Source organism: Stenotrophomonas sp. LMG 10879 (genome assembly GCF_002750935.1).
Lineage (GTDB): Bacteria > Pseudomonadota > Gammaproteobacteria > Xanthomonadales > Xanthomonadaceae > Stenotrophomonas > Stenotrophomonas lactitubi_B.
In genome coordinates this window covers 20,011-46,813 of sequence record NZ_PEJT01000001.1, presented here as the reverse complement: position 1 = coordinate 46,813, position 26,803 = coordinate 20,011, and the positions used below count along the sequence as shown (strand labels likewise).

The following is a 26,803-nucleotide window of genomic DNA, read 5'->3' as shown; positions in this document are numbered from 1 at the left end:
CCATATTGTAGGTGCGGACCGTTGGTCCGCACACCTTGTTCAACGATGGCGCTTTTCCAGCACGTCGCGCGCATCTTCCAGCGACAGCCCGCGCGCGCGCAGCAGCACCAGCAGGTGGTACAGCAGGTCCGAGGCCTCGCCCAGCAGTGCCTCATCGTCCTGCGCCACCCCGGCCAGCGCCGTCTCCACGCCTTCCTCGCCCACCTTCTGCGCGATACGGCGGATGCCGCCCTCGAACAGCGACGTCGTATAGCTGCCGGAAGGACGCAGCGCCTCACGTACCGCGACCAACTGGTCCAGGCCGCCAAGGAAGTCCTTCGGCGCACCATCGAAACAGCTCTCCGCCCCGGTGTGGCAGGTGGGGCCTGCCGGGCGTGCCAGCACCAGCAGCGTATCGGCATCGCAATCGACGCTGATCGACTGCACCGCCAGCACATTGCCGGACTGCTCGCCCTTGGTCCAGAGACGCTGCTTGCTGCGGCTGAAGAAGGTCATGTGGCCGATCGCCAGCGTCGCCGCCAGCGACTCGGCGCTGACGTAGCCCAGCATCAGCACCTGCAGGGTGTCGGCGTCCTGCACCACGGCCGGCAACAGCCCATCACCCTTGTCCCAGTCCAGCGTTTCCAGCGCCTGCGGCGACGGCCGCACATCAATAGACATCTCGTACCTCGATCTGCTGCTCGCGCAGGTAGCGCTTCAAGTCGGCAATGGCGATGGCGCCACTGTGGAACACACTGGCCGCCAGCGCACCGTCAACGTCGGCCTGGTCAAAGGCCTGGGCGAAGTGCTCCATCGCACCCGCACCACCGGAAGCGATGAGTGGCACCTGGCACAGCGCACGCGCCTGCCGCAGCTGCTCCACGTCATAGCCGCGGCGCACGCCATCGCTGTCCATGCAGTTCAGCACGATCTCGCCGGCACCCCGGCGCTGCGCCTCGACGATCCAGTCCAGCGTGCGCAGCGGCACCGCCTGGGTCTTGTCCGGATCGCCGCTGAAACGGCGCACGCGCCACTGGCCGTCGGCCTCGCGCACGGAGTCGACACCCACCACCACGCACTGCACCCCGAATTCCTCAGCCAGTTCGCTGATCAGTTCCGGGCGACCGAGCGCGGGCGAGTTGATCGATATCTTGTCCGCACCCGCGAACAGCACGCGGCGCGCCGTCTCCACGCTGTCGATGCCACCGGCCACGCAGAACGGGATATCGATCAGGCGCGCGATGCGTTCGATCCAGGCCACGTCCACCGAGCGTGCCTCCGGGCTGGCGCCGATGTCATAGAACACCAGCTCGTCGGCGCCCTGGTCGCGATAGCGCTGGGCCAGTTCGGCGATGTCCCCCATGTCGACGTGATCGCGGAAGCGCACGCCCTTGACCACGCGGCCATCGCGTACGTCCAGGCAGGGAATGATGCGGCGGCTCAGCATGCCAGCGCCTCCGCCAGGTCCATCCGCTGTTCCAGCAGGGCCTTGCCGAGGATCGCGCCGCCACAACCAGCGGCCTGTGCGGCAGCCACATCGGCCACGTCGCGGATACCACCCGACGCCTGTACCGCCACGCCCGGCAGCAACGCCGCCAGATGCTGGTACAGGCTGATGTTGGGGCCGGCCAGCATGCCGTCGCGGGCGATGTCGGTGCACAGCAGGTGGCGCATGCCGGCCTGCGCGTAGCGTTCGGCCAGGGCATCCAGGGTCACCCCCGCGTTTTCGGTCCAGCCGTGCACCGGCAACTGCCACTGCCCCTGCGCGTCCTGGCGCGCATCGAGGGCGATGGTCAGCCGTTCCGGGCCGAACTCGGCCAGCCAGCCGATCACCTGTTCGGGCTCGCGCACCGCCAATGACCCGATCACCACGCGGCTGGCGCCGGCATCGAGGATGCGCGCCACGTCGTCGCGGCCACGCACGCCGCCACCGGTCTGCACCTGCAGCGGGGTCTGCGCACGGATCGCGCCCAACAGCGGCGCCAGCGTATAGCCACCGGCACGTGCAGCATCCAGGTCGACCAGGTGCATCCACTGTGCGCCCTGCGCGGCGAACACCTGCGCACGCGGCAATGGATCGTCGCCATAGTGGGTTTCCTGCGCGTAGTCACCCTGGCGCAGCCGCACGACGCGGCCATCACGGATATCCAGCGCGGGATAGACGATGAAACTCATGCAGCGGTGCCCTCAAGGAAATTGCGCAGCATCAGCGAACCGGTATCGCCGGACCGCTCGGGATGGAACTGGGCGCCGAAGTAGCGGCCCTGCTCGACAACGGCGGTGAACAGGCCGCCGTGATCGCAGGCGGCGACGGTATGGCTGTTCAGCGGTGCAGCGTAGCTGTGCACGAAGTACGCACTGGCGCGCTCGGGCACCCCCTGCAGCAGCAGCGACGGGCGCAGCGGCAGCAGCCGGTTCCAGCCCATGTGCGGCACGCGGATGCCACAGGCCGGCACCAGCTTGCGCACCACCCCGGGGATCAATCCAAGCGTATCCACCCCGGCCTCTTCGGAGCGATCGAACAACAGCTGCATGCCCAGGCAGATACCCATCAGCGGCACCTGCAGCTGGCGCAGCGGCTCGACCAGTCCCTGCGCATGCAGGCGCTGCATGCCGGGGCCGGCCGCACCGACGCCGGGCAGGATCACCCGTTGCGCGCCGGCCAGGCCCACGGGGTCGCGGACCAGGCGCACCGTAGCACCGAGCCGCTCCAGTGCGTAGCGCACCGAGCCCAGGTTGGCGCCGCCGGCATCGATCAGCACGACCTCGCTCACAGCGCCCCCTTGGTGGTCGGCAACGCGGTGCCCTGCCGCGCAAGCGCCGGCCGCAACGCGCGTGCCAAGGCCTTGAAGCAGGCTTCGACCTTGTGGTGGTCGTTGTCGCCGCGCACCTGCAGGTTGAGGTTCAGGCCGCTGGCATCGCACAGCGAACGGAAGAAGTGCGGGACCAGCTCGGTCGGCATGTCGCCCACACGCTCGCGCTTGAACTCGCCTTCGAACACGAAATACGGGCGGCCACTGAAATCCAGCGCAGCACTGGCCAGGGTTTCGTCCATCGGCAGGGTGAAACCGTAGCGGCCGATCCCGCGCTTGTCCCCCAGCGCTTCGCGCAGGGCCTGGCCCAGCGCCAGGCCGGTGTCTTCGATGGTGTGGTGTTCGTCGATGTGCAGGTCGCCCTCGGCGCGGATGTCCAGCGCGAAGCCACCGTGCTTGCCGATCTGTTCCAGCATGTGGTCGAAGAATGGCAGGCCGGTGTGGATGTGCGCATCACCGGCGCGATCCAGATCCAGTTCGACACGGATCTTCGTTTCCCTGGTATTGCGCTGGACCACCGCCGTACGCGGCGCATCGGCCAGTGCGTGGGCGATGCCCGGCCAGTCCCACTCGCCGCCGAACTGCTCGGTGCGCAGTTGGAACCCACGGATGTTGAGGTTGTCGGCGAACTGCAGGTCGGTGATGCGGTCGCCGACCATGCCCGAGCGCGCCCAGTCGATGCTGCGATCCTGCAGGTAGGCGGTCATCAGGCCGATGCCGGGCTTGCGGGTCGGTGCGTTCTCGTGCGGCCAGCTGGCGTCGACCAGCACATCGCGGAAGACGATGCCCTGGCTTTCGAAGATCTGCAGCATCAGGTCGTTCGGGCCATCGAAGCTGGCGCGCGGATAGCCTTCGCTGCCCAGGCCATCCTGGTTCGTGACGATCACGAACTGGTAGCCGGCATCGCGCAGCTTCAGCAGTGCCGGGATCACCTGCGGCACGAAGCGCAGCTTCTCGTAGGCATCGATCTGGAAATCCGCCGGCTCCTCGATCAGGGTGCCATCGCGGTCGATGAAAAGGATGGGGGTCATGCCGCGGCCCTCCGTGCCGACAGGGCCGCAAGCACGCGGTCGTTCTCCTCGGGGCTGCCGACGCTGATGCGCAACGCATCGCCCAGCTGCGGCGCAGCGCGCTGGTCGCGCACCACCACGCCAGCGGCGAGCAGCGCGTCGAACGCGGCCTGGGCATCGGCAAAGCGGACCAGCAGGTAGTTGCCGGCTGAGGCGTACACTCGGCGCACGCCGGGGAACCCTGCCAGCGCGGTACGCAGGCGCTCGCGCTCGGCAATGACCGTGGCCACGCGTTCGGCGGTGCGTGCCAGCGCGGCCGGCTGCAGTGCCTGCACGGCCAGCTCGGCGCACGGCGTCGGCACCGGGTATGGCGCCTGGCAACGACGCAGCACGGCAATCAGTTCCGGCGCGGCGATCAGGGTACCGATGCGCGCCGCAGCCAGTGCGTGCGCCTTCGACAATGTGCGCAGCACCGCCAGGTTGGCGTGCGCGGCCAGCAGCGAGGTCGCCGAGGCGCGCTGCGCGTACTCGACATAGGCCTCATCCACCACCACCAGCGCCTGCCCACGCAGGGCAACGGCCACGCGCTCGATCTCCGCCAGCGCGATATCGCTGCCGGCAGGATTGGACGGCGCGCACAGGAAAACGAGCTTGGCGCCCTGCCCCTTGGCAGCGGCAATCACCGCATCCAGATCCGTGCGCAGGCCCTCGCCATCATCAATCAGCGGCACTTCAATCAACGGCGCACCCTGCAGACGCGCGCAGACCGCGTACATGCCGAATACCGGCGGCGTCACCAGCACGCCATCGCGGCCCGGCACGCACAGGGCGCGCACCAGCAGATCGATCGCTTCGTCGCTGCCACGGCCTACCAGCAGCTGTGGCGGCTGCACGCCGTACAGCGACGCCAGCGCTTCACGCAGCGCAGCCGGTTGCGGCTCCGGGTAGCGGCGGCTGCCGCCGGTGGCATCGGCCGGATTGGCCCACGCCGATTCGTTTGCGTTCAACCACACTTCACCCTGCACAGCGCTGCTGCGCGCCGAACTGTAGCCGGCGAAGGCCTGCAGATCCGAGCGCACCAAGGCCAGCACGCCGTCGATGTCCGCGCTCATGCGGCCACCTCCATGCGCAGCGCCACCGCACGTTCGTGCGCGTCCAGCCCTTCGGCGCTGGCGATGATGCGCGCGCAGCCACCGATCGCGGCCAAGCCGGCGGCACTCGCGCTCTGCACGCTGATCAGGTTCTGGAAACTGGCCACGCTGACACCGCTGTAGGCACGCGCGGCACCGGCGGTGGGCAGCACGTGGTTGGTGCCGCTGCAGTAGTCGCCCAGGGCTTCCGGCGTGTAGTCGCCGAGGAACACCGAACCGGCCGCCTGCACCTGGTCCAGCCAGCCGCGCGGTTCACGCATGGCCAGGATCAGGTGTTCGGGCGCGTAGCGGTTGCTGATCGCAAACGCATCCGCCAGCGATTCCACCTGGATCAACTGCGACGCCGACAGTGCCTGGCGGGCGATGTCCTGACGCGGCAGCAAGGCCACCTGGCGTTCCACTTCAGCCTCGACGGCGGCCAGCATCGCCGCGTCATCGGTCAGCAGCAGTACCTGCGAATCCGGGCCGTGCTCGGCCTGCGACAGCAGATCGGCAGCGACGAACGCCGGATTGGCGCCGGCATCGGCAATCACCAGCACTTCCGACGGACCGGCTGGCATGTCGATGGCGGCGGCACCGTCCTGTGCCACCTGCTGCTTGGCCTCGGTGACGAAACTGTTGCCCGGCCCGAACAGCTTGTCGCTCGCCGGGATGCTCCCGGTGCCATACGCCATCGCCGCGATTGCCTGCGCACCGCCCAGCTTGAACACACGTTGCACGCCGGTCAGGCGCGCGGCCACCAGCACTGCAGGATCGGCCGTACCGTCGGCACGCGGCGGCGTGCACAGCACGACCTGCGGGCAACCGGCCAGCTGCGCCGGCACGCCCAGCATCAGCGCGGTGGACGGCAACGGCGCACTGCCGGCCGGTACGTACAGGCCAACGCGACCGATCGGCCGCAGCATGCGCTCGCAGACCACACCCGGCGCGGTTTCCACTGCATAGCCCTGGCCCATCCCCGCCTTGTGGAAGCGGGTGATACGCTCCGCCGCCTCGACCATGGCCTGGCGCAAGGCGGCCGGCACGGCGGCTTCGGCGGCAGCGAACTCGCTGTCGCAGACTTCGAAATCCTGCAGGTCCACGCCATCGAAGCGCGCGGTGATCGCGCGCAGTGCGACGTCACCCTGTGTACGTACCTGCGCGATCAGCGCGGCCACCGCATCACGGGTCTGCTGCGCCACGGTCTGCACCGGGCGGGTCAGCGCCGCGCTGCGCGCGGCCTCATCAAGTTGCGACCAGATAAGACGATTCATGCCAGCGACCGCTCCACGCTCAGTACCATCAGGCCCTGGGCGCCGGCGCGCTCCAGTTCTTCCATGCGCTGCCAGGTCAACGGGCCGGGGCACATGGTCTGCAGGCGCAACGCACCGCCATCGGCAGGCAAACGCACCAACGGTTCGGCATCGGCCAGCAGCTGTGCCAGCGCGTCGACGCGGTCCTCGCTGGCGCGGAACATCAGCAGCTTGCGGTCCTGCCGCTGCACCACCCCGTCCAGGCGACGCAGCAGCATGCTGCGCAGGGCGCCACGGGCATCATCGGGAACGCGCACCGCACCGGCCAGCACGGCTTCGCTGTCGAGCAGGTTGTGCACCGGGGTGAGCTGGTTGGCACGCAGGGTGGCGCCGCTGGAGACCAGGTCACAGATCAGGTCGGCGGTGCCCAGGCGCGGCGCGATCTCCACCGAGCCGGACAGCTCCACCACCTGCGCATCCACGCCCTGCGCGGCCAGCCACTGCGTGAGGATGGCCGGGTAGCTGGTGGCGATGCGGGTGCCGGCCAGTTGCGCCGGCCCCTGCCATTGCCACTCTTCCGGCACCGCCAGCATCAACCGGCACTGACCGAAACCCAGCCCACGCAGCGCGTGGTAGCTATCCGGCAGGCCGATCTGGCGACGTGCAGCGGCCTGCTCCTCCAGTTCGTTGCGGCCGACGATGCCGAGGTCGCAGACGCCATCGGCAATCAGGCCGGGGATGTCGTCGTCGCGCACCAGCAACAGGTCCACCGGCAGCGACTCGCCGTAGCAGAACAGCTTGTCGCGGCTCTCGCGCCAGCTCAGGCCACAGGCGCTGAGCAGGTTGCGGGCGGGTTCGGCCAGCCGGCCACTCTTCTGGATGGCGATACGCAGCCGGTCTCGCGCCGGCGCTGCCTGGGTTGCACTCATGGGGGAGGTCTCGAAGTTCGGAACGGGGCGCGGATCAGCGCGAAGCAAGTCGGTCGACGGCGGCGGCATAGCCTCGATGGCCATGCTCGAGCGTGCGTGCCACCCGTCCGGTGGTGGTCACGCTGACGCCGGTGCGCTCGTGGATCTCGCGGTACGGCACGCCCTGCTGCAGCAGCGGCACCACCTTCCAGCGGTCGGCCATGGCTTCCAGCTCGGCCGGCGTGCACAGGTCACGCAGGAAGGCGACCACCTGTTCCGGCTCGCGCAGGGCGGCAAAGGCCTGGGCCAGGGCGTCCAGATCGGCTTGCGGGTCTTTGGCGGCGATGTCGGGGCGGGCTTTCACGGGCAGGACTCTTGCATCAATGTAATAGCGTGTTAGTACATTAACGCATTCTTGCGCGCTGCGTCAAATCGTGGGCTTTGGGGGTACGGCAGGGCTGCGCCCTGCACCCGCAGAAGCCGAAGCAACGTCAAAAGCTGGTTTCCTGAGGATTTGCGGGGCGGGTCCGGTTGAGGGGGACGCTGCAAGTACGTCCATGTAAGCTCGGTCGCCGCATCCATGCGGCTCACGCCCCCTCAACCGGACCCACCCCGCCTTCGACAGTTGGCCGCGATCTGGTGGATCTCGCCGGGAAAGTGATCGAGAACGGCTTTTGTAGAGTCGAGCCATGCTCGACTGCTCTTCGTATAGGCACGCGAAACGCCCACCAATGGTGGGCGTTCTGCTTTCAAATAAAGAGCCTGGCCCGACTCAGGGCTCGCAGTGAACCTCCGCCTGCAGCGCGCCGCGCCGCAGGCATTCGCCGAACAGGCTGCCCTGCCGGCTGGGATGGGACTGCAGGTTCTGCAGCGCTCCTGCCCGGCCCGGGCACGCCCGCTCGGCCAGGGCCTGCAGATCCCGCTCCAGCTGCGCCCGGTCGATCACATGGCAGCGATCAACCACCAGCTGGTACTGCGCCGGGCCGATCCGGGTGCTGCGCAGCACCGGATCGCTCTGGCAGCCCGCCAGCAGGAGCAGCATCAGCGCCCCTGCTGCGGCGGGCTTCACGCCATGACCCGCGACTGCTCCAGCTCCACCTGCAGGGTGCTGGCCAGTTCGTCGCGCGAGATCTCGAACTGCTGCTCGCGCAGCAGGTCCTTCACCGCCACCACGCCGCGCGCCAGTTCGTCTTCGCCCGCCAGCACCACGAAGCGGATACCCGCCTTGGCCGCGTACTGGAACTGCTTGCCGATCTTCTTCGGCTCCATCTGCACTTCGGTGTTGATGCCACCGGCGCGCAGGCGGCGGGCAATGTCCAGCGACTGCGGCATGCCCTGCTCGTCCATCAGCGCCACCAGCGCCTGCACGCTGCTGGCCTCGATGCCCTCGATCAGGCCGGCTTCGCGCAGCTGCCAGAACAGGCGCGACAGGCCGATGGAAATGCCCACGCCCGGCAGCTTGGACTTGCTGTAGTGGCTGGCCAGGTCTTCATAGCGGCCGCCGGAACAGATCGAACCGATCTGCGGGTGGTCGGTCAGCGTGGTCTCGTACACCGTGCCGGTGTAGTAATCCAGGCCACGGGCGATGGAGAAATTCAGGCAGTACGCGGTTTCCGGAACGCCCAGCGCCTGCACCAGCTGCAGCACTTCGCGCAGCTCGGCCACGCCGGCACGCAGGATCTCCGACGAACCGGCGCCGGCTTCCAGTGCCGCCAGCTGCGCCAGCGCATCGGCATGACCCTGCGAACGCACGGCGACGAAGGCCAGGATCTTCTCGACCTGCTCGGCCGGAATGCCGAAGCCCTCGCCCACCAGCGTCTCGCGCACGTAGTCGGGGCCACGCTTGTCCAGCTTGTCCACTTCGCGCAATACCGCCAGCTGGCGCTCGCCCTCGGCCACACCCAGGCTTTCGAAGAAGCCGCGCAGCAGCTTGCGGTTGTTCAACTGGATGCTGAAGTCACCGATGCGCAGTTCGGCGAACACCGCGTGGATGACCGCCAGCACTTCGGCGTCGTAGCGCACGCTCAGGCTGTCCTTGCCGATCACGTCGATGTCGCACTGGTAGAACTCGCGGAAGCGGCCGCGCTGCGCACGCTCGCCGCGGTACACGCGCTGCATCTGGTAGCGACGGAACGGGAAGGTCAACTCGTGTTCGTGCTCGGCCACGTAACGCGCCAGCGGCACGGTCAGGTCGAAGCGCAGCGCCATCTCCGGCAGCGAACGGTCGCCGGATTCGGCGGCGTTGGCCAACGCGCCGGTGGACTGCACGAAATACACCTGGCGCTCGGTCTCGCCGCCGGACTTGGTCAGCAGCACATCGGACAGCTCGAACACCGGCGTCTCCACCGGCAGGAACCCGAAGCGCTCGTAGTTGCGGCGGATGACGTCCAGCATGCGCTGGAACGCAATCTGCTCGCGCGGCAGCAGTTCAAGGGTGCCGGGCGGGGTACGGGGCTTGATCACGGGCGGAACTCCTGCGGGAACGGGGACGTGGGAGGGGGCGACATTCTAGCGCCCCACATCGCGTGGCCGTGGAATACGGGGTCCAACGGCCGCTTGAAGTATCATAAAGCCCTCCCCCGCCCGCGATACGCCCACGCAACATGTCCCGGCCTTCCGGCGCTCCGCCCGCCACCAACGACCCCGCCGCGCCGTCCTGCGCCACGCTGGACTGCCTGCACTGCTCGGTACGCCACCTGGCGGTGTGCTCTGCGCTGTCGCCCGATGAGGTGCAGGCCCTGGAACAGGTGACTGTGTCGCAGCAGGTGACGATGGGCAGCACCCTCGCCCGCAGCGGCGAAGAGCGCCAGCATGTCTATACATTGACCGGCGGCGCGCTGCGGCTGGTACGCACGCTTGCCGACGGCCGCCGCCAGATCAATGGCTTCGTGCTGCCCGGCGATTACCTGGGCCTGAGCGGCAGCGACCACCATCGCTACGACATCGAGGCCATCGCCGACAGCCGCGTGTGCCGCGTCGCCCTGCCGCAGATGAAGGGCCTGCGTGCCCGTTATCCGCACCTTGAGCGCAAGCTGCTGCAACGCGCCTGCCAGGAACTGGATGCCGCGCAGGATGCCGCGCTGGCATTGGCGCGCCTGCAACCGGCGGAAAAACTCGCTGATTTCCTGCTTCGCCTGGCCGCGCGCGAGGCCAAGCTGGGCGGCGATGGCCTGCGCGTTTCGCTGCCGATGGGCCGCGGCGACATTGCCGACCATCTGGGCCTGACCATGGAGACGGTCAGCCGCACCTTCACCAAGCTGCGCCAGCAGGGCCTGATCGCCCTGCCCCATCTGAACGTCGTTGAGATCCTCGACGAGGATGGCCTGCGCAGTCTGGCCGGTGAAGTGCTGGGCTGAGTGCCCGATCGGTATCGGGTTGCCGGCCAGCGGCCGGCAACCACGCAGACGCCTCCGTCAACGCAACAACACCCCGCGCAACGCTGGGTAATCGGCCGCCAGCGGCTCGGCATGCGCTGGACGCTGCAGCAGCGCGTCCAGTGCCGGCGGCACCGCCACCGCTTCGCCGATCAACGGTTCAACCACCGCCTCGAACTTGGCCGGGTGCGCGGTAGCGACCACTGCCCAATCGCCCTTGGCGCCGCCCGCGCGCAGGTCCTGCAGCACCTTCACCGCCGTGGCCGTGTGCGGGCAGAACAGCTCACCGTCGCTGGCATGGGCACTGGCGATGGTCGCGCGGATGGTCACGTCATCCACTGCGAAGGCGCGGAACGCTGCACGCAATTCGGCGTCGTCGCCGTGGTACAGCCAGCGCAGCCGCTCGAAATTGCTGGGCGCGCCGACGTCCATGGCGTTGGCCACGGTCGCAATGCTGGACGCGGGCTGGTACGGGTCGCCACCGAAGTAGCGTGGCAGCACCGCATTGGCATTGGTCGCCAGCACGATCTGCCCGATCGGCACGCCCAGCGCGCGTGCCAGCACCGCCGCCATCGCGTTGCCGAGATTGCCGGTCGGCACCACCAGGTTCAAGCGCCGCTGATGCTGCGCGTGATGGCTCAGTGCCGCGTGCGCGTAGTAGCTCATCTGCGGCAGCAGCCGGCCCAGGCTGATGCTGTTGGCTGAACTCAGCGGTACCTGTGCCTGCAGATCGCGATCGGCCAGTGCCTGCTTCACCATCGCCTGGCAATCATCGAACGAACCGGCCACCCGCAGCGCCTGGATGTTGTCGCCGAAGCAGCCGAGCTGATGCGCCTGTCGCGGCGATACCCGCCCATCTGGGTACAGCACCACCACGCGCACACCCGGCTGCTGGTGGAAGGCTGCCGCGACCGCCGCGCCGGTGTCACCGGAGGTGGCCACCACGATGGTCAGGTCGCGCTCCTTGCCGGTCTGCAGCCGCGACAGCACGCCGGCGAGGAAACGCGCACCGATGTCCTTGAACGCCGCCGTCGGCCCATGGAACAGCTCCAGCACGTGATCACCACTGTTGCCCAGCGCACTCAACGGCACGGGGAAATCGAAGGCCTCACGGCAGATCGATGGCAAGGCATCGGCCAGCGCATCCCCGTCGAAGAAAGGCGCCAGCAGGTCTGCGGCGGTGTCGGCCAGGGTCGCACCGGCCTGCAGCGTGCGCGGTGCCGGCAGCACCTGCGGCACGTACAGCCCACCATCGGGCGCAAGACCGGCGGCGATGGCCGCACTGAGTCCAACAGCCGGCGACTGGCCACGGGTCGAAACAAATTGCATGGGATCGATATCCGGTAGGGAGGAAGAAGTCAGCACAAACGGGCTCCGGCTGCATCCAGCGGCGAGACCCAGGCATCGCTGTCGAAACCGGCCGCGGCGAACGCCGCACGCACGGGTTCCGCTGCCGCGCGCGCCTGGTCGGCATCTTCAAACCAGGCGAATACGCTGGGCCCGGCGCCGGAAATGCCTGCGCCCATCGCACCTGCCGCCAATGCCGCATCGCGCGCCGCGTCGAAGCCCACGATCAGGCCCGCCCGCCGCGGCTCGACCAGCACATCACGCAGGCCGGCGCGCACCAGCGATGCATCACTGCGATGGCAACCACTCAACACCAGCCCCAGGTTGGCGCTCTGCGCAACGAACTCGCCCAACGCATAGCTGCCCTGCAGCGCCTGCCGCGCGCGCCGGGTTTCCAGCACCGCGTGCGGATGCACCAGCAGGCTGTGCCAGCTGGCCGGCACCGGAATCGGCACCAGGCGATCAGCCGTACACAGCGCCACGCCCCCCAGCAACAGCGGGCCGACGTTGTCACCATGGCGGCCACCGCTGGCCACCGCTTCGCCATCCAGTGCAAACGGATACAGCGCTTCGCGCGACAGTGGCACGTCCAACAGCGCATTGGCCGCCACCAGCGCGGCAACGCAGGAGGCGGCCGATCCGCCCATGCCGGAGCCGAAGGGAATGCCCTTGTCGATCTCGATGGCAAAACCGAAGCCCAGCCCCAGTGCCGCCCGCAGCGCGATCAGCGCAGCGCCGGCGGTGTTGCCGGCCGCTTCCAGCGGCAGCTCGACCGCACTGCCGCGGATGGCGTCGATGCGTACCAAAGGTTCGTCGATGCGGCGCACGCTCACCGTATCGCCGATACCGTCGATGGCGTGACCCAGGATGTCGAAGCCCACGGCCACGTTGGCCACCGATGCGGGCGCGAAGGCGCGTGCGATCACAGCCGCGCTCCTTCGCCGGCCGCCACCCGCAGCAGATCGGCGAACACGCCGGCAGCGGTCACTTCCGGACCCGCGCCCGGGCCCTGCACCACCAGCGGGTTGTCGCAGTAGCGGCGGGTACGGAACTGCACCACGTTGTCGGTCAGCCGCAGGTTGGCGAACGCGTGGTCGGCCGGCAGCTCCTGCAGGCCGACCGAGGCACCATCCGGGCCCAGCCGCGCGACATAGCGCAGCACCGCACCGCGCTCGCGGGCGTCGTGCAGCCGTGCCGACAGCGCGTCGTCCGATTCGCCCAGGCGCCCCATGAAGTCGTCCACGCTTCCCTCGCGCAGCAGCGCCGGCACCAGGCTCTCCACCTGCACCTGCTCCAGGCTGAGTGCATGGCCGGCCTCACGGGCCAGGATCACCAGCTTGCGCGCAACATCCACACCGGACAGATCGTCGCGCGGATCCGGCTCGGTGTAGCCCATCGAGCGCGCCTGTGCCACCAGTTCCGAGAACGGTTGGCTGCCGTCGAAGCGATTGAACAACCAGGCCAGCGTGCCGGAGAAGATGCCTTCGATCGCCAGCACTTCGTCACCGGTATCCACCAGGTCACGCAGCGTGGTGATCACCGGCAGGCCGGCGCCCACCGTGGCCTCGTAGCGGAAGCGCGCACCACTGGCGGCGGCCGCCGCGCGGATGCGCTGGTAGCGCGCGAGCGGCCCGGCGCCGGCCTGCTTGTTCGGGGTCACCACATGGATGCCTGCGGCCAGCCAGCCTTCATAGCGCTCGGCGACCTCGGCGCTGCCACTGCAGTCGATCACCACCGCATGCGGCAGATGTGCGGCCAGCAGGTGCTCGGTGAAGTGGTCCAGGTCGCTGGGCTGTCCGGCGTCCTGCAGCGCCTGCCTCCAGTCTTCATGCAGGCCATCGGCCTCCAGGCGCATGCGCGAGCGTGACGCAAGCGCGCGCAGGCGCAGATCGACGTTGGCCTTGGCCAGCAGTTGCGGGCGCGCGGCCAGCAGCTGGTCCAGCAGCGCCGCACCGACATTGCCCGGACCGATCACGCCCACCGCGAACGTCTGCGGCGACAGCCAGAACCCCGCATGCGCGGCACGCAGCGCGCGGGTCGCATCGGCGCTGGCCACCGCCACCGAAATGTTGCGTTCGGACGACCCCTGCGCGATCGCGAGGATGTTCACCTGTGCGCGCCCCAGCGATTCGAACAGCCGTGCGGCCACGCCCGGCTGGCCTGCCATGCCATCGCCGACCGCAGCCAGCACGCTGACGCCGTCGCTGACCTGCACGCGCTGCACCTGGCCGGCAGCCAGTTCGTGCGAGAACGCCTGCACCACGGCATCGCGACCGCGCGCCGCTTCACCCGCACGGACCACACAGCAGATCGAATGTTCGGAAGACCCCTGCGAGATCATCACCACCGAGACCTGCGCCTGGCGCAGCGCGGCGAACACGCGTTCGGCGGTACCCGGCACGCCGATCAGACCGGTGCCTTCCAGATTCAGCAGGGCCAGATCCGCGCTCAGCGTCAGTCCTTTCACCGGGCCACGTGGCGAGCGCTCGGCGCTGATGCGGGTACCCGGATGGCCGGGGTGGAACGTATTGCGGATGAAGATCGGCAGGCCCAGCCGGATTGCCGGCGACATGGTCTGCGGATGCACCACCTTGGCCCCGAAGTAGGCCAGCTCGCAGGCCTCGTCGTAGCTCAGCGCGTGCAGCTGCACGGCCTCCGGCACCAGCCGCGGGTCGGCCGACAGCACGCCGTCGACGTCGGTCCAGATATGCAGTTCATCGGCGTTGAACAATGCGGCGAAGATCGCACCGGAATAGTCGCTGCCGTTGCGGCCCAGCGTGGTGACACGATCATGGCGGTCGCGGGCGACGAAACCGGTGGCGACCACGCGTAGTTGCGGGTGCTGCAGCCGCCATGCGGCCAGGCGGCCGGCACTGGCATCCCAGTCGACATCCACGCCCAGTTCGCCATGGCCGACCACCAGCACATCGCGTGCATCCAGCACCGCGCAGTCCTCACCCAGCGCACGCAGATGAGTGCCGAGCAACTGCGCGGAGAACACTTCGCCCAGGCCCTGCACGCGGTCGAGCACTTCGCGTGGCAGCTCGCCGATCACCGCCAGGGCGGCCAGCACCTCGGCCAGCTGGTCGAAGCGTGCATCGATCCACTCCACGGTGTCGCCCACCTGTTCGCCGAGCAGCGCTACCGCGGCACCGCGATGGCGCGCGCGCAGTGCATGCCAGGCTTCCTGCCAGCCGGCATCGCCCTGGGCTGCCAGGTGCGCCAGCTCGATCAGCGCGTCGGTAACCCCTTTCATGGCCGAAACCACGCTGACCTGCAATGACTCGGGGCGGGCCAGCAGCAGGCCGGCAACATGGCGATAGCGCTCGGCATCGGCCACCGAGGTGCCGCCGAACTTGTGCACGACAGCGGACGGCGCGGCCAGAGCGGACGCAGCGGGCGGATGGGCGGGGGCGATGGAAGACATGCAGACCTCGGTTGGAGGCCCCGTCGCATGCAGGTGGTCGAGTTTCCCCGTCACCTGGATGGTGCGGGGCCGTTGTTTTCGGGAGTTACACGAAGACGACGGGCCGCACCAGGGCAGTGGTGACGGTGATGGTGGTAATGGTGGTGGTGATGGCGACCGGCGCAGTCGAACGGCCCGCGGTAGCGGGGGCGATCAGACGGGCGTTGGCGGCATCGAGGACCATGGCGTACAGAAAACACCGGCACGATGGCCGCTGTCAAGTGTTGCGCCGCAATATTTCCTTGCGGCGATCATCGGCCAACGTGCCGGCATTTGGTTGCAATTGAGACAAACCGGTGATCGTCGGCTTCAATGCGCCGATTCAGCCGACATGTTCGGTGATCGCGCGTGGCGTGCGGTGCGCATGCGCGCACAACAGCACGCCGCCGACCAGCAGCACGATCGCCAGCAGTTCCAGCAGGCTTGGCCAACGTCGCTGCCAGGCGAAGGCATACAGCAGCGCGAACAGGGTTTCGAACACGATCATCTGGCCGGTGAGGGTCAGCGGCAGCAGGCGACTGGCCCGGTTCCAGAACGCATTGCCGAGAATCGAAGCGACCACCGCAACGCCCGCGCTGATGGTCCAGAACCCACTCCACTGCGCGGCCGTATGAGACCCGCCGTGTCCGATGAACGCCATCGGCACCAGCAGCAGTGACAAGCCGCCGGTGGTGACGCCGGTCAGCAGCGACCAGTCGTGGCTGGAGAGATCAGGCCGTCGCGCCAACCAGCGGCTGTTGCCGATCGAGTACAGCGCCCACGAGAACAACGCACCGAACGCGCACAGCAGGCCGATCAGGCGCTGCCGCCAGGGAGTGCCCAGGTGTTCGGACATCAGCGCTTCCCAGCCGACCATCGCCACCCCGAGCATGCACAGGCCCAGCGCCGGCAGCAGCGGCTTCAACGGCACCGCGCCCTGCTCGCGTACGCCCACCAGGGTAACCACGACCGGAATCAGGCCGACAATCAGCGAAGCAGCGGCGCCACCGGCCCACTGCACGGCCGTGGCCAACAGCAGGAAGTACACCAGGTTGCCGGCCAGGCTCAGCCACAACAGGCCGATCCATTCGTCGCGACCGAGCTTCGGCGCCAAGCGCTTCCAGCGCGGCAGCAGCAGGGCCACCGCGATCAGGCCATAGACCAGATAGCGGCCGGCGGAAAGCTGCAGTGCATTGAAGGTGTCCAGCACGGCGGGGGCGAGGAAGACCACGCCCCACAGCGCTCCGGCAGCGATGCCATTGACGATGCCCAGAGCAATCGGGTTGTTGCGCATTGCAGGTTCTTGGTGGGAGAGCACAGGCCGCGAAGTGTAGGCGGCAGAGGGTTCGCCGTATTGACCGAGGCTACTGGCCGCCCGCCCGCCGCCATGCTGCCGGCGTCTGCCCACATTCGCGGCGCAACGCACGAGTCAGTGCACTCTGCTCGGAATACCCTGCGGCAAGTGCGATATCGCTGATCGATGCCGGGCTCACCCGCAACTGGTGCTTGGCCCAACGCAGGCGGCTGGCACTGAGCCAGGCCTGCGGGCTGAGCCCGAACTCACGCCGGAACACGGCATGCAGACGGCTTTCGCTGATGCCGACGAAGGTGGCCATGCGCGCGACCGACCACGCCTGCCCCGGCATCGCCTCGACGGCGGCGCACAGGCCCTGCAGGCGTGCGCCGCTGCCGGCCGGGGCGAACATGTGCAGCAGGTCCGGCAACAGCGCCGGCACCGCCTGCCCTGCCTGCACCCGGGCAAGCCGCTGCCGCAGCGACAACGGCAGGTGCAGCCAGCGTTGCCGGCACAGGTGCTCCTGGGTTGCGTCATCAAGCACGCCCGGCCCGCAGTCGACAATCACGAAACCGTTGGGGCCATCGGCCAGCTGGTCGTGCGCCTCGCCGGCAGCCACGAAGGCACCCTGCAACAGGTCAAGACGGCCGCCCCTGCCCTCCATCTCGAACTGCAGCTCACCCTGCAGGGGCAACACCCACTGCGCGTAGTCGTGGCGATCCAGGCCGGTGGCCTGGCCGTAGTGCCGCAGGTGGAAAATGGCGCCCATCGGGCCAGTGTGCGCGTGTAACACGGGCCGTGCAAACCGCTGCTATAGTCGGCCCGTCACCCACGCATGGAGTGCAGGTCATGACCCAACAGCACGTATCCCTGATGCTGGCCGCCAGCCTCAGTCTGGCACTTGCCACCAGCGCCTCCGCACAGGAACGCACGCCACCGGCCCCGCACTGCATGGACGCTACCGGCGTCCAGGAAGTGGAGCAGGCATCACCACGCTCGATCGCGCTGCGTGCCGCCTCCGGCCAGGCCTATCGCATCGACTTCGCCGAAGATTGCCCCGGCGTCCGCGCGGCCACCACGCTGAAGCTGGAAGCACCTGCCGGCTGGGCCTGCGGTCGTCCCAGCGAGCGCGTCGTGGTCGACGGTCGCAGCTGTGCCGTCAGCGCTGTCACTCCGGTGCAGAACCGCGACTACGCCAGCGTTGCGCGCGACAGCGACCGCCTGCGCATGTCCACCTTGCCGGCGCTGACCATCAGCGAACGCAGGGACGTGCGCCGCGGCTTCGGCGGCTCGGCCTCGTACTGCTTCGCCACCCGCAACGTGCGCGGCTGGTCGTCCGACACGCAGGGCATGCTGGTGGAAACCAACCCGCTGCGCAGCGGCGGCCATCGCTTTTACCGTGTCGAACTGGGCAGTCACTGCCTCCAGCTCGACCGCGCACCGGAATTGAGCTTCCAGTCCGGCATGCAGAACGGCCTGATCTGCGGCAACCCCGGCGACCGCGTGGTCACGGCCGACTTCGCCAGCTTCGACGAGCGCAGCGACGCGGTGGCGCCGCTGCCCCGCTACACGCGCCGCGGCGCCTGCACGATCCAGGCGGTGTACCCGGCCTCAAGCCAGGCATCGAACTAGCCGTCGACGCCAAGGAAGGTGAACGGTGCGCTGGGCACGAAATGGCCCAGTGCATCGCCGGCAAACGTATTGCGCTGGTCGCGGCCGAGATCGAGCTTGAGCACCTTGCCGCCGAAATCGACCTTGTTCAGATCGACCCAGAAGGTGTTCGGTGTCAGTGCCGACTCGAAGAAGTACAGGCGCCGCTTGTGGTCGGCGACCGTGCGCCAGCGGGTGGACGAAATGTTGGGCTCGCCCGGTGTGGTGATGCCGAACGGCACCGACACGTTGCGGATCACGCTGAACACACTGGCCAGCGCCTCCACCGGATCTTCCGCTTTCGGAATCGCATTGATATAGAACGAGGCGCGCGCGAAGCGGTCGGCCGAACGGTTGGTGCCTGGCAGCATCACCGTTCCACCGATCTGCTGCCAGTAGCTGTTCAACGCCAGCTGCTGGTCGAAGACCGGCGAATTGGTCATCACCTGGTAGCGGCGGTCATGGTGGATCACCTGGCGCCCGCCGATGTATTCAACGATCGCGCTGTCACCCGTGGCGTCGGACAGCGACAGGTGCAGCGTCGCCTGGCGGTCCTCGCCCGGCACCTTGTCGGTGACGATCGAATACGGCTCGCGCTGCAGGGCGGTCACGGCCTCCTCCACCGTCGCGAAATTATCCAGCACGTACTGCGCCCACAACGAGATCGACAGGCCAGGCTTGCCGCTGCGCTGGGCCGGATACTCGGACTCGACCAGCCACAGCAGGTTGGCGACCAGGCCCTTCTCGTTCATGCCGTCGGTGGTGGAGATGTCATAGCCGGTGGCCACCACGCTGCCGTAGCGCGCAGTCCAGGCGATCGACCCCGGCCCGGCCTTTCCGGTGCGCGCGATGCCACGCGGCAATACGTAGAGATTGGTGGCGACGTCCACTTTCCAGTCCATCGAGCGGGCGGTGATGACATCGCCGTTGTCGCCCAGATACACCGCGCGTGTGCATGCCAGCGCCGGCAGCGCCGCCGTCGCCAGTGCCGCCATCAACAACGCGCTGCCCTTCCATTTCATCCGTGCCATGTCGTGCTCCGTTCCCCGGGAAAAGTGATCTGAACCCCGCACCGGTGAGGCAAACGTGAAACCTCAGCGCAGCCAGCGGTCATGCAGCCAGAAACCGGCTGCCATCGCGGGCACGAACCACAGGGCTTCGCGCGCCCCCACCGCGAACGCGGCGAGCGCCGGCCCAGGGCAGTAGCCGACCCAGCCCCAGCCGATACCGAACACTGCCGCGCCCAGCAGCAACCGCCCGTCGACCGCCTGCGCCGTCGGCAGCTGGAAGCGCTCGGCGCAGCATGGACGTTGCCGCCGCCGCAGCCAGAACTGGCCCAGTGCGCTGACCAGCAGCGCCGACGCCAGCACCCAGGCAAGCGTGGGATCGAAGTCGCCAGCCACATCGAGGAAGCCCAGTACGCGACGCGGGTCGGTCATGCCGGCCAGCGCGAGGCCGGCACCGAACAGGCCACCAGCAGTACAGGCGGCCCACAAGCTGCGGCTCATGCCAGGCCTCCGCCGTGGCGCACCAGGAACGTGGTGAGCATTGCGCAGGCCATGAACACCAGCACCGCCACCAGCGATCGTCGTGAACCCCGGGCAAGGCCACAGACACCGTGGCCGCTGGTGCAACCATTGCCCAGCCGCGTACCGAAGCCGACCAGCAAACCGGCACCGATCACTTGCCAGGCCGGCAGTGCGTCACGCAACAACGCGCGCGCAGGCTGCCCCGCGCCCGCCTGCCAGCTCAGCACCGCCGCAGCCGCCACCATCAGTCCGAGCAGGAACGCCCAGCGCCAGCCGCGATCACCACGTGGTGCGGCCACGGCGCCGGCGGTGATGCCACTGATGCCCGCCACCCGACCGAGCGTGGCCAGCAGCAGCACCGCCGACGCACCGATCAGGCCGCCGCCGGCAATTGCCGCCCATGGCAGGTTCATGCCCTGCCCCTCTGCATCGTGCGCATCGGCTTGCCCTTCAATTTAGATTTCTCTAAATTAGACTTTCCTGAACTACCCGGTCAAGCCATGCCCAGCATCACCACGGACAGCGCCGCGATGGCCGCGCACGCCGCGCAGGCGGCCGCCCTGCTGAAATCGCTGGCCCACCCGGCGCGACTGCGGGTGTTGTGTCGTCTGGTGGAAGGCGAAGCACCGGTGCAGGAACTGCTGACCGTCACTGGGCTGAGCGCATCGGCGCTGTCACAGCATCTGGCCGTGCTGCGCACTCTGGATGTGGTGGCAACGCGACGACAGGCACAGACACTGCACTATCGGCTGCTGGACGGTCCGGCGCTGGGGGTGCTGCAGGCATTGCACGCGGCGTACTGCGCACCGCAGCGTTAGCGGTCAGCCGGCGCTGAGGGCCGGCCGCACGACTTCGGTCAACAGGTCCACCGCAGTCGGCAACCCACTGTCGCCACGCGCCGTGCGCGCGAATCCTGACCAGTCGCCTGCCGAAAGCTGGCGCAGCAGCGCAGCGTCGACCGGCAACGCGCGCATCCCCCAGTACGGAAACTGGCGCTGGCCAACCCGGCCGCGCGCGAGCTCGACGATGTCGACATGGCTGCCAGCCTGCAGGATGCGCTCATACACCGAATCGATGCCATCGGGCGGTCCTTCGATGTACTGCAGGAAGCGCTCGCCGTCATGCAGCAGCACCCCGGTCACCCCGGCCATCTTGTTGAAGCGCGCCGCATCCTCGACCAGGGTCTGCAGACGCTTGGCGGACAGATCCGGTTTGGCCTGGCTGACATAGGCGATGGCACGCAGTGGCATGGAGCTTCCTTTGCAAGAGTGGTGCCACGGTAGCAGTTGCGGACGAATTCGTCTCAGTACGCTCACGCGTCAGCTGAAGAATTCAGGAAACGACCACGCTGCGCCCATCGCTGCGACGCGGCAGCAACGCCTCGAACACCACCTGCCCGGCGTCGTTGCGCGCGCTCAGCTGCCCGCCATGGGCACGCACGAACTGGTCAACGATGTACAGGCCCAGCCCAAGCCCGTTGCTCTGGTGGAAGCTTGCCTTGAAGGGTTCGAACAATCGTGGCAACAACGCCTCATCGACATGGCCTGCATTGCTTACGCGCAGCGCGACCACGCGAGCATCGCCGCCATCGACCTGCACCTGCACCGCCGCGTCGGCGCCATGGGTGAGTGCGTTGCCGACCAGGTTGGCGATGATCTGGCCCAGGCGATCCATGTCGCCCTGCAGGGTCGAATCACCCCGGACATCCAGCGCGATGCGGTCGGTTCGATGACCGGCACCGGCTTCCACCAGCACCGCACGTGTCACCTCGGCCAGGTCGCAGGCACCGCTCTGCAGGCGCAGGCCACCACTGCGGATCCGCGAGAAGTCCAGCAGCTGCTCGACCATGCGCGCCATCCGCAGCGTGCTGGCTTCCAGATAGCTCAGCGTCTGCTGCGCACCGGTGTTGTCGGCCGGCAGTTCCAGCGACAGCTTGTCGGCGCACAGCAGGATCGCCGACAACGGCGTGCGCAGATCGTGGGTCAGCACCGCCGCCATGGTCTCGTTGAGCTTCAGCGCGCGCTCCAGCGCCTCGTTGCGTGCCTTCAGCAGCTGGCGCTGCTGGTAGAGCTCGATGAACACGTTGACCTTGCTGAGGATCACCTGCGGCGCTACCGGCTTGTGCAGGAAATCCACCGCGCCGGTCTCGTAGCCCTTGAACACCCGCAGCGGATCATCCGGCGAGGCGGTCAGGAAGATGATCGGTACATCGCGGCTGCGCTGCGAGCCGCGCATCAGCTCGGCCAGCATGAAACCGTCGATCTCCGGCATGTGCACGTCCAGCAGCGCCAGCGCCACCTCGTGCTCCAGCAGCAGTTCCAGCGCCTGCGCGCCGGAATCGGCCAGCAGCAGGTTGACGCCCTCGCGGCGCAGCAGCGCCTCCATCGCCACCAGGTTCTGCGGCACGTCGTCGACGATCAGCAGGTTGACCGGGGCCTGCGACTGGGCAGGGTCCGGTGGCAGCAGGTTCATGCAAACAACTCCTTCAGGCGACGACACATCAGTTCAAGGGGCAGCACGGCGTCGGCGCCGGCGTGCTGCAGGGCGGAGGCCGGCATCAGCGATGCCTCGGCCTCCTCGGGGCATTGCAGCCAGGCCTGGCCACCCGCGGCGCGTACTGCAGCCACGCCATCAGTGCCATCGCTGCTGGCACCGGTCAGCAGGATCGCCAGCACGCGCGTGCCGAACACGGCGGCGGCCGATTCGAACAGCGGATCGATGGCCGGCCGCGAGAACAGCACCGGTTCGTCCATCGACAGGGCGATGGCCTGCGCGTCCTCCACCAGCAGGTGGTAGTCCGGCGGCGCGAACGTTACCGTTCCCGCCTGCAGCGGCTGCTTGTCCTCTGCTTCGCGCAGGGTCAACGTGCAGTACGGCGCCAGCACATCGGCGATGCGGCTGGAACGGTCGCGCGGCAGGTGCAGCACTACCAGTACCGGCACCGGCAGGCTGGCCGGCAACGCGCCAAGCACGATCTGCAGGGCGGCCACGCCACCGGCCGACGCGCCGATCACCACCACTGCAGGGCGCGGGACCGGCACCATCAGGCCACCTTCCGGTACAGGCGGTGCTCCCGCGAACAGGCTTCGAACGCATCGTGATGACGACCGAACTGCAGCGACTCCTTGCTGCCCAGGCCGAGGAAGCCACGGTGCACCAGGGCCTCGCGGAACAGGCCCACCGCCCGATCCTGCAGGTCGCGGTTGAAATAGATCAGCACATTGCGGCAGGACACCAGGTGCACTTCCGAAAACACCGTGTCGGTGGCCAGGCTGTGGTCGGCGAACACCACGTTGCGGCGCAGCTGGCGGTCGAAGACCGCGCCGTCGTAGGCAGTGGTGTAATAGTCCGACAGTGACGCGGTGCCGCCGGCGGCAAGGTAGTTCCGGCTGAACTGCGCCAGGCGGTCGATGCCGTAGGCGCCGGCCTCGGCCGTGGCCAATGCCGCAGGGTTGATATCGGTGGCGTAGACGATGCTGCGCTCAAGCAGGCCTTCTTCATGCAGCAGGATTGCCAGCGACCACACTTCCTCGCCGGTACTGCAGCCAGCCACCCACAGTTTCACCGAGGGGTAGGTGCGCAGCACCGGCACCACCTGTTCGCGCATCTGCCGGAAATATTCCGGGTCACGGAACATCTCCGAGACCTGCACGGTGAAGAACTGCATGGCCTGGGCGAACAGCTCCGGCTCGTGCAGCAGCCGATGCTGCAGATCCGACAGGCGCTCGCACTCATAGCGCTGCATGGCCTGGCTGACGCGACGGCGCAGCGAGGACACCGCATAACTGCGGAAGTCGTAGTGGTAGCGCTGGTACAGCGCTTCCAGCAGGACCTTCAGCTCCAGGTCGAACAGCGCCTGCTCGTTCATTGCCGCGAGCACCAGACCCGGCACAGCGATACCAGCTTGTCCACGTCGATGGGCTTGGCGATGTAGTCGTTGGCACCGGCCTGCAGGCAGCGCTCGCGGTCATCAGGCATCGCCTTTGCGGTCAGCGCGATGATCGGCAGGTCCTGCAGGTGGCGCTGCGCGCGGATCTCGCGCATCGCCTGCAGGCCATCCTTCTCCGGCATCATGATGTCCATCAACACCAGGTCCACCTCGCGCTGGGCCAGCCGATCAACGGCCTCCTGGCCGTTGCGGGCGATCTCCAGCGTCACCCCCAGCGGCTCCAGCACGCTGGACAACGCGAAGATGTTGCGCACATCGTCCTCGGCCAGCAGCACGGTGCGTCCGTCGAGCACGGTGTCGCGGCGGCGCGCTTCGCGCAGCAGGCGCTGCTGGTCGCTGGGCAGGTTGGCCTCCACGCTGTGCAGGAACAGTGTCACCTCGTCGAGCAGGCGCTCGGGCGAACGCGCGCCCTTGATGATGATGCTCTTGGAGTAGCGGCGCAGGCGCTGTTCTTCCTCGCGGCTGAGGGCGCGCCCGGTGTAGACGATGACCGGCGGGAAGCCGACGTCATCGTTGCCGGCCATATGCTCAAGCAGGTCATAGCCACTGCCGTCGGGCAGCGACAGGTCCATCACCATGCAGTCGAAGGTGACCGTGCTCAGCTGTTCCACCGCCGCGGCAAGCGTACCGACTGCGGCGATCTGCAGCTGATCGCGGCCCAGCAGCAGTTCCAGGTTGCGGCGCAGATCGTTGTCGTCCTCCACGATCAGCAGGCGCCGTACGTCGCGCTGGCTGGTCTGTTCAAGCTGCTCGATGGCCGCCACCAACCGTTCGCGCGTGGTCGGCTTGATCGCGAAACCGATCGCGCCCAGCTCGCGTGCCACCTGGCTGCGGTCCATGCCGGAGACCACGTGCACTGGAATGTGCCGGGTGTCGGGGTTGCGCTTGAGCCGTTCGAGCACGGTCAGGCCGGACACGTCGGGCAGACCGATGTCCAGCAGGATGCCGTTCGGACGCAGGTCCGCCGCCAGCGCCAGCGCTTCTTCGGCGGTCGTGGCTACCACGCAGTCGAAATCGAGCTCGTGCGCCAGCGTCACCAGGGCTTCGGCGAAGACCGCATCATCTTCCACGGCCAGGATCAGTCGCCCGGCGTGGCGACGCCGGCCACGGTCATCGGCCACCGGGGCGGCCGGCGCGGCACTGGGCCGCTGGGCAACAGGCGCAGGGGCCGCTGTCGCGGCGGGGGCCTGCTGTACGGGCGCGGCGACTGCGGTGTCTCCGCCGGCCTCCGCCATCGGTGCGCCCTGCAGGGGCAGCTCGAGAATGAAGCAGCTGCCACGGCCTGGCTCGCTGTCCACCTGGATATCACCCCCCATGCGTACCGCAAGGTCGCGCGAGATCGACAGGCCCAGGCCGGTGCCACCGTAACGGCGGCGGGTGCTGCCATCGGCCTGACGGAAGGCCTCGAAGATCAGCTGCAGCTGGTCGCGTGCGATGCCGATACCGCTGTCGGAGACCTCGAAGCGGATCCTGCCATTGCCGCCGTTGCGCACCTGCAGGCTGACCTTGCCGTGCTCGGTGAACTTCAGTGCATTGGCCAGCAGGTTCTTCAGGATCTGCTGCAGGCGCTGGTTGTCGGCCACCAGCTGGCTGGGGGCCAGGCCATCGGCTTCGATCTGCAGCGCCAGGCCCTTCTGCCGCGCCATCGGCTCGAAGGTTTCGCGCAGCCGCTGCAACACGCTGTCGACCACGATCACTTCGTCGGCCAGTTCGACATGCCCCGCTTCGATGCGCGACAGATCGAGGATGTCGTTGATCAGCGCCAGCAGGTCGTTGTTGGACGACAGGATGGCGCGGGCGTACTTGACCTGCTCGTCGCTGAGCGTGCCGTCCTTGTTGTCGGCCAGCAGCTTGGCCAGGATCAGCGAACTGTTCAGCGGCGTGCGCAGCTCGTGCGACATGTTGGCCAGGAACTCGGACTTGTAGCGCGAGGTGGCGGCCAGTTCGTTGCTGTTGCGGACCAGCTGGCCCTGCGCGACCAGCAGCGCCTGCTTCTGCGCCTCCAGCTCGTGGGTGCGCTCTTCCAGCTGCACATTGCTCTGCTCAAGCTCGGCCTGCTGCTGTTCCAGATGGCTCTGCGACTGCATCAGGCTGCGGCTCTGCTCTTCCAGCTCTTCGTTGGCCACGCGCAGTTCTTCCTGCTGTGCCTGCAGCTCTTCGCCCTGGCGCTGCGACTCCTCCAGCAGCACCATCAATTGTCCACGCAGCATCGAGGTACGCAGTGCCATGCCGATCGTTTCGGCGCAGCGCTCCAGCAGCTCGTCGTCCAGTGCGCGCTGATCGCCCACCAGCGAGCGGCCGAGCTCGATCACACCGACCACGGCGCCGTCACTGCTGACCGGGGCGAGGATGCGCTCGCGCACAGGCACGCGCCCCAGGCCCGTCTGCAGTTCCAGCGTCGCCGCGTCGCCGCCCTGCAGGTGCCGCACCAGCTGGTCGCGGGCGACCTGCCCTGCCACCCCTTCCTGCAGGCCCAGCGTGGCCGGGATGCCGGTCGGCAACGCCAGCCCACCGGTCAGCTGCAGGCGCCCCCCCTCCAGCCGATAGAGCGCTCCGACATCCGCGCGTAGTTGGGTCGCCAGCGCCGTCACCGCCGCCTCGGCGATCTGCTCGGGCGCCAGCTCGCCGCGCAGGCCAAGCGCCACTGCGTTCTCCGCTTCCTGCAGCCACAGCGCGCGCATCGCCTCGCGCCGCGCCTGGATGGCGCGTGATGCGATGAGCGCGATCATCAGGAAAGCGGCGCCGCCGATGGTCCGGTTGACGAACGAGAAGGACGAGTTGGTGCTGGCCGGCGCCACGTTGTAGCCCACCGCCAGCAGCACGCAGGCGCAGACGGCCACCACGAACGGCACCCGGGCGCTGCGCTGGAACACAGTGACGCCGATGGCCATGAAATAGGCCAGCCATACGGCATAGCCCAGCGGCACCACCAGTTCCAGCGCGGCCGTAGCCGCCACCAGCACCGCCGAGGTCATCCAGATCCAGCGGTCACGCGTAGTCGCACCAGGACGCATGCAGGTCGGTTCCACATTGGAAAAGGGGGGTGATGTTACTCCGTGTCGCATTCAGCCGCATACGACCAATGGCACGGGCGCTGCGTGCACGTCTTCTTCACACTCCAC

At 68.2% G+C, this 26,803-nt stretch carries 28 protein-coding genes; 3 read left to right on the top strand and 25 right to left on the bottom strand.

The features are described from left to right. Positions 1 to 39 precede the first annotated feature (39 nt). The 11 genes from hisIE to hisS all read right to left on the bottom strand — a co-directional run bounded on the left by hisIE (position 40) and on the right by hisS (position 9,556). Positions 40 to 660, bottom strand: coding sequence for a bifunctional phosphoribosyl-AMP cyclohydrolase/phosphoribosyl-ATP diphosphatase HisIE (gene hisIE / locus CR919_RS00210; protein WP_099818309.1), 621 nt, complete (start codon positions 658 to 660; stop codon positions 40 to 42). After that, the gene (gene hisF, locus CR919_RS00205) at positions 650 to 1,426 is read right to left on the bottom strand and encodes an imidazole glycerol phosphate synthase subunit HisF (RefSeq protein WP_099818308.1); all 777 of its coding nucleotides are present in this window, start codon (positions 1,424 to 1,426) and stop codon (positions 650 to 652) included. Before hisF ends, hisIE begins: the two co-directional genes overlap by 11 nt. Then, positions 1,420 to 2,154, bottom strand: coding sequence for a 1-(5-phosphoribosyl)-5-[(5-phosphoribosylamino)methylideneamino]imidazole-4-carboxamide isomerase (gene hisA / locus CR919_RS00200; protein ID WP_099818307.1), 735 nt, complete (start codon positions 2,152 to 2,154; stop codon positions 1,420 to 1,422). Before hisA ends, hisF begins: the two co-directional genes overlap by 7 nt. After that, complete coding sequence (gene hisH / locus CR919_RS00195) at positions 2,151 to 2,753, bottom strand: imidazole glycerol phosphate synthase subunit HisH (protein WP_099818306.1); 603 nt, start codon at positions 2,751 to 2,753, stop codon at positions 2,151 to 2,153. Before hisH ends, hisA begins: the two co-directional genes overlap by 4 nt. Continuing rightward, the gene (gene hisB / locus CR919_RS00190) at positions 2,750 to 3,823 is read right to left on the bottom strand and encodes a bifunctional histidinol-phosphatase/imidazoleglycerol-phosphate dehydratase HisB (RefSeq protein ID WP_099818305.1); all 1,074 of its coding nucleotides are present in this window, start codon (positions 3,821 to 3,823) and stop codon (positions 2,750 to 2,752) included. Before hisB ends, hisH begins: the two co-directional genes overlap by 4 nt. Then, the gene (gene hisC / locus CR919_RS00185; protein WP_099818304.1) at positions 3,820 to 4,914 is read right to left on the bottom strand and encodes a histidinol-phosphate transaminase; all 1,095 of its coding nucleotides are present in this window, start codon (positions 4,912 to 4,914) and stop codon (positions 3,820 to 3,822) included. Before hisC ends, hisB begins: the two co-directional genes overlap by 4 nt. Next, positions 4,911 to 6,206: a histidinol dehydrogenase gene (gene hisD / locus CR919_RS00180; protein ID WP_099818303.1), complete on the bottom strand. Its 1,296-nt coding sequence runs from the start codon at positions 6,204 to 6,206 to the stop codon at positions 4,911 to 4,913. Before hisD ends, hisC begins: the two co-directional genes overlap by 4 nt. Then, entirely contained in the window at positions 6,203 to 7,114 is a 912-nt protein-coding gene (gene hisG / locus CR919_RS00175) for an ATP phosphoribosyltransferase (RefSeq protein ID WP_099818302.1), read from the bottom strand. Before hisG ends, hisD begins: the two co-directional genes overlap by 4 nt. A gap of 34 nt (positions 7,115 to 7,148) precedes the next feature. Then, positions 7,149 to 7,457 carry a YerC/YecD family TrpR-related protein gene (locus CR919_RS00170; protein ID WP_025874839.1) on the bottom strand — a complete coding sequence of 103 codons (309 nt, stop codon included), beginning with the start codon at positions 7,455 to 7,457 and terminating at the stop codon, positions 7,149 to 7,151. 408 nt (positions 7,458 to 7,865) lie between these two features. Next, a complete protein-coding gene (locus CR919_RS00160) occupies positions 7,866 to 8,135 on the bottom strand; it encodes a hypothetical protein (protein ID WP_165787221.1) in 270 nt (89 codons plus the stop codon). 23 nt (positions 8,136 to 8,158) lie between these two features. After that, positions 8,159 to 9,556, bottom strand: a complete 1,398-nt coding sequence (hisS, locus tag CR919_RS00155; protein WP_099818300.1) for a histidine--tRNA ligase — start codon at positions 9,554 to 9,556, stop codon at positions 8,159 to 8,161. A gap of 140 nt (positions 9,557 to 9,696) precedes the next feature. On the opposite strand from hisS, the gene CR919_RS00150 reads away from it, so the two are divergent. After that, on the top strand, positions 9,697 to 10,449 hold the full coding sequence (locus CR919_RS00150) for a helix-turn-helix domain-containing protein (protein ID WP_099818299.1): 753 nt from the start codon (positions 9,697 to 9,699) through the stop codon (positions 10,447 to 10,449). Between the two features lie 57 nt (positions 10,450 to 10,506). Here the strand turns inward: CR919_RS00150 and thrC are convergent, their stop codons facing one another. The 6 genes from thrC to CR919_RS00125 all read right to left on the bottom strand — a co-directional run bounded on the left by thrC (position 10,507) and on the right by CR919_RS00125 (position 17,322). Further along, complete coding sequence (gene thrC, locus CR919_RS00145; protein WP_099818298.1) at positions 10,507 to 11,796, bottom strand: threonine synthase; 1,290 nt, start codon at positions 11,794 to 11,796, stop codon at positions 10,507 to 10,509. 29 nt (positions 11,797 to 11,825) lie between these two features. Further along, entirely contained in the window at positions 11,826 to 12,740 is a 915-nt protein-coding gene (locus CR919_RS00140) for a homoserine kinase (RefSeq protein WP_099818297.1), read from the bottom strand. Beyond that, the gene (thrA, locus tag CR919_RS00135; RefSeq protein WP_099818296.1) at positions 12,737 to 15,241 is read right to left on the bottom strand and encodes a bifunctional aspartate kinase/homoserine dehydrogenase I; all 2,505 of its coding nucleotides are present in this window, start codon (positions 15,239 to 15,241) and stop codon (positions 12,737 to 12,739) included. Before thrA ends, CR919_RS00140 begins: the two co-directional genes overlap by 4 nt. Before the next feature lie 85 nt (positions 15,242 to 15,326). Next, positions 15,327 to 15,464 (bottom strand): hypothetical protein, encoded by a 138-nt coding sequence (locus tag CR919_RS21145; protein ID WP_165787220.1) that lies wholly within the window; start codon positions 15,462 to 15,464, stop codon positions 15,327 to 15,329. A gap of 138 nt (positions 15,465 to 15,602) precedes the next feature. Then, positions 15,603 to 16,553, bottom strand: a complete 951-nt coding sequence (locus tag CR919_RS00130; protein WP_099818295.1) for a DMT family transporter — start codon at positions 16,551 to 16,553, stop codon at positions 15,603 to 15,605. A 70-nt stretch (positions 16,554 to 16,623) separates the two neighbouring features. Continuing rightward, positions 16,624 to 17,322, bottom strand: a complete 699-nt coding sequence (locus CR919_RS00125; RefSeq protein WP_099818294.1) for an AraC family transcriptional regulator — start codon at positions 17,320 to 17,322, stop codon at positions 16,624 to 16,626. Between the two features lie 80 nt (positions 17,323 to 17,402). Here CR919_RS00125 and CR919_RS00120 point away from each other — a divergent pair, with 80 nt between their 5' ends. Continuing rightward, complete coding sequence (locus CR919_RS00120) at positions 17,403 to 18,185, top strand: DUF6491 family protein (protein ID WP_099818293.1); 783 nt, start codon at positions 17,403 to 17,405, stop codon at positions 18,183 to 18,185. Here the strand turns inward: CR919_RS00120 and CR919_RS00115 are convergent. From CR919_RS00115 to CR919_RS00105, 3 genes are all read right to left on the bottom strand, one after another. Then, a complete protein-coding gene (locus CR919_RS00115) occupies positions 18,182 to 19,234 on the bottom strand; it encodes a linear amide C-N hydrolase (RefSeq protein WP_099818292.1) in 1,053 nt (350 codons plus the stop codon). The genes CR919_RS00120 and CR919_RS00115 overlap by 4 nt on opposite strands. 63 nt (positions 19,235 to 19,297) lie before the next feature. After that, on the bottom strand, positions 19,298 to 19,711 hold the full coding sequence (locus tag CR919_RS00110; protein WP_099818291.1) for a DUF6691 family protein: 414 nt from the start codon (positions 19,709 to 19,711) through the stop codon (positions 19,298 to 19,300). Beyond that, positions 19,708 to 20,145 (bottom strand): YeeE/YedE thiosulfate transporter family protein, encoded by a 438-nt coding sequence (locus CR919_RS00105; protein WP_099818290.1) that lies wholly within the window; start codon positions 20,143 to 20,145, stop codon positions 19,708 to 19,710. Before CR919_RS00105 ends, CR919_RS00110 begins: the two co-directional genes overlap by 4 nt. A gap of 87 nt (positions 20,146 to 20,232) precedes the next feature. On the opposite strand from CR919_RS00105, the gene CR919_RS00100 reads away from it, so the two are divergent. Beyond that, positions 20,233 to 20,550, top strand: a complete 318-nt coding sequence (locus CR919_RS00100) for a metalloregulator ArsR/SmtB family transcription factor (RefSeq protein ID WP_099818289.1) — start codon at positions 20,233 to 20,235, stop codon at positions 20,548 to 20,550. 3 nt (positions 20,551 to 20,553) lie between these two features. Here CR919_RS00100 and CR919_RS00095 read toward each other — a convergent pair whose 3' ends face one another. The 5 genes from CR919_RS00095 to CR919_RS00075 all read right to left on the bottom strand — a co-directional run bounded on the left by CR919_RS00095 (position 20,554) and on the right by CR919_RS00075 (position 26,695). Further along, the gene (locus CR919_RS00095; protein ID WP_099818288.1) at positions 20,554 to 20,982 is read right to left on the bottom strand and encodes a BLUF domain-containing protein; all 429 of its coding nucleotides are present in this window, start codon (positions 20,980 to 20,982) and stop codon (positions 20,554 to 20,556) included. An 82-nt stretch (positions 20,983 to 21,064) separates the two neighbouring features. Beyond that, a complete protein-coding gene (locus tag CR919_RS00090) occupies positions 21,065 to 22,204 on the bottom strand; it encodes a hybrid sensor histidine kinase/response regulator (RefSeq protein WP_099818287.1) in 1,140 nt (379 codons plus the stop codon). After that, positions 22,201 to 22,776, bottom strand: coding sequence for a chemotaxis protein CheB (locus CR919_RS00085; RefSeq protein ID WP_099818286.1), 576 nt, complete (start codon positions 22,774 to 22,776; stop codon positions 22,201 to 22,203). The genes CR919_RS00090 and CR919_RS00085 overlap by 4 nt, the downstream gene beginning before the upstream one ends. After that, complete coding sequence (locus CR919_RS00080) at positions 22,776 to 23,600, bottom strand: CheR family methyltransferase (protein WP_089240793.1); 825 nt, start codon at positions 23,598 to 23,600, stop codon at positions 22,776 to 22,778. Before CR919_RS00080 ends, CR919_RS00085 begins: the two co-directional genes overlap by 1 nt. Continuing rightward, positions 23,597 to 26,695 (bottom strand): response regulator, encoded by a 3,099-nt coding sequence (locus tag CR919_RS00075; protein ID WP_099818285.1) that lies wholly within the window; start codon positions 26,693 to 26,695, stop codon positions 23,597 to 23,599. Before CR919_RS00075 ends, CR919_RS00080 begins: the two co-directional genes overlap by 4 nt. Positions 26,696 to 26,803 lie beyond the last annotated feature (108 nt).

Excerpts from the sequence above, each read along its gene's own strand:
- hisIE (WP_099818309.1), bottom strand. The coding sequence starts at position 660 with ATGTCTATTGATGTGCGGCCGTCGCCGCAGGCGCTGGAAACGCTGGAC.
- hisF (WP_099818308.1), bottom strand. The coding sequence starts at position 1,426 with ATGCTGAGCCGCCGCATCATTCCCTGCCTGGACGTACGCGATGGCCGC.
- hisA (WP_099818307.1), bottom strand. The coding sequence starts at position 2,154 with ATGAGTTTCATCGTCTATCCCGCGCTGGATATCCGTGATGGCCGCGTC.
- hisB (WP_099818305.1), bottom strand. The coding sequence starts at position 3,823 with ATGACCCCCATCCTTTTCATCGACCGCGATGGCACCCTGATCGAGGAG.
- hisC (WP_099818304.1), bottom strand. The coding sequence starts at position 4,914 with ATGAGCGCGGACATCGACGGCGTGCTGGCCTTGGTGCGCTCGGATCTG.
- hisD (WP_099818303.1), bottom strand. The coding sequence starts at position 6,206 with ATGAATCGTCTTATCTGGTCGCAACTTGATGAGGCCGCGCGCAGCGCG.
- hisG (WP_099818302.1), bottom strand. The coding sequence starts at position 7,114 with ATGAGTGCAACCCAGGCAGCGCCGGCGCGAGACCGGCTGCGTATCGCC.
- CR919_RS00160 (WP_165787221.1), bottom strand. The coding sequence starts at position 8,135 with ATGCTGCTCCTGCTGGCGGGCTGCCAGAGCGATCCGGTGCTGCGCAGC.
- CR919_RS00150 (WP_099818299.1), top strand. The coding sequence starts at position 9,697 with ATGTCCCGGCCTTCCGGCGCTCCGCCCGCCACCAACGACCCCGCCGCG.
- thrC (WP_099818298.1), bottom strand. The coding sequence starts at position 11,796 with ATGCAATTTGTTTCGACCCGTGGCCAGTCGCCGGCTGTTGGACTCAGT.
- thrA (WP_099818296.1), bottom strand. The coding sequence starts at position 15,241 with ATGTCTTCCATCGCCCCCGCCCATCCGCCCGCTGCGTCCGCTCTGGCC.
- CR919_RS21145 (WP_165787220.1), bottom strand. The coding sequence starts at position 15,464 with ATGGTCCTCGATGCCGCCAACGCCCGTCTGATCGCCCCCGCTACCGCG.
- CR919_RS00130 (WP_099818295.1), bottom strand. The coding sequence starts at position 16,553 with ATGCGCAACAACCCGATTGCTCTGGGCATCGTCAATGGCATCGCTGCC.
- CR919_RS00125 (WP_099818294.1), bottom strand. The coding sequence starts at position 17,322 with ATGGGCGCCATTTTCCACCTGCGGCACTACGGCCAGGCCACCGGCCTG.
- CR919_RS00120 (WP_099818293.1), top strand. The coding sequence starts at position 17,403 with ATGACCCAACAGCACGTATCCCTGATGCTGGCCGCCAGCCTCAGTCTG.
- CR919_RS00115 (WP_099818292.1), bottom strand. The coding sequence starts at position 19,234 with ATGGCACGGATGAAATGGAAGGGCAGCGCGTTGTTGATGGCGGCACTG.
- CR919_RS00110 (WP_099818291.1), bottom strand. The coding sequence starts at position 19,711 with ATGAGCCGCAGCTTGTGGGCCGCCTGTACTGCTGGTGGCCTGTTCGGT.
- CR919_RS00105 (WP_099818290.1), bottom strand. The coding sequence starts at position 20,145 with ATGAACCTGCCATGGGCGGCAATTGCCGGCGGCGGCCTGATCGGTGCG.
- CR919_RS00100 (WP_099818289.1), top strand. The coding sequence starts at position 20,233 with ATGCCCAGCATCACCACGGACAGCGCCGCGATGGCCGCGCACGCCGCG.
- CR919_RS00095 (WP_099818288.1), bottom strand. The coding sequence starts at position 20,982 with ATGCCACTGCGTGCCATCGCCTATGTCAGCCAGGCCAAACCGGATCTG.
- CR919_RS00090 (WP_099818287.1), bottom strand. The coding sequence starts at position 22,204 with ATGAACCTGCTGCCACCGGACCCTGCCCAGTCGCAGGCCCCGGTCAAC.
- CR919_RS00085 (WP_099818286.1), bottom strand. The coding sequence starts at position 22,776 with ATGGTGCCGGTCCCGCGCCCTGCAGTGGTGGTGATCGGCGCGTCGGCC.
- CR919_RS00080 (WP_089240793.1), bottom strand. The coding sequence starts at position 23,600 with ATGAACGAGCAGGCGCTGTTCGACCTGGAGCTGAAGGTCCTGCTGGAA.
- CR919_RS00075 (WP_099818285.1), bottom strand. The coding sequence starts at position 26,695 with ATGCGTCCTGGTGCGACTACGCGTGACCGCTGGATCTGGATGACCTCG.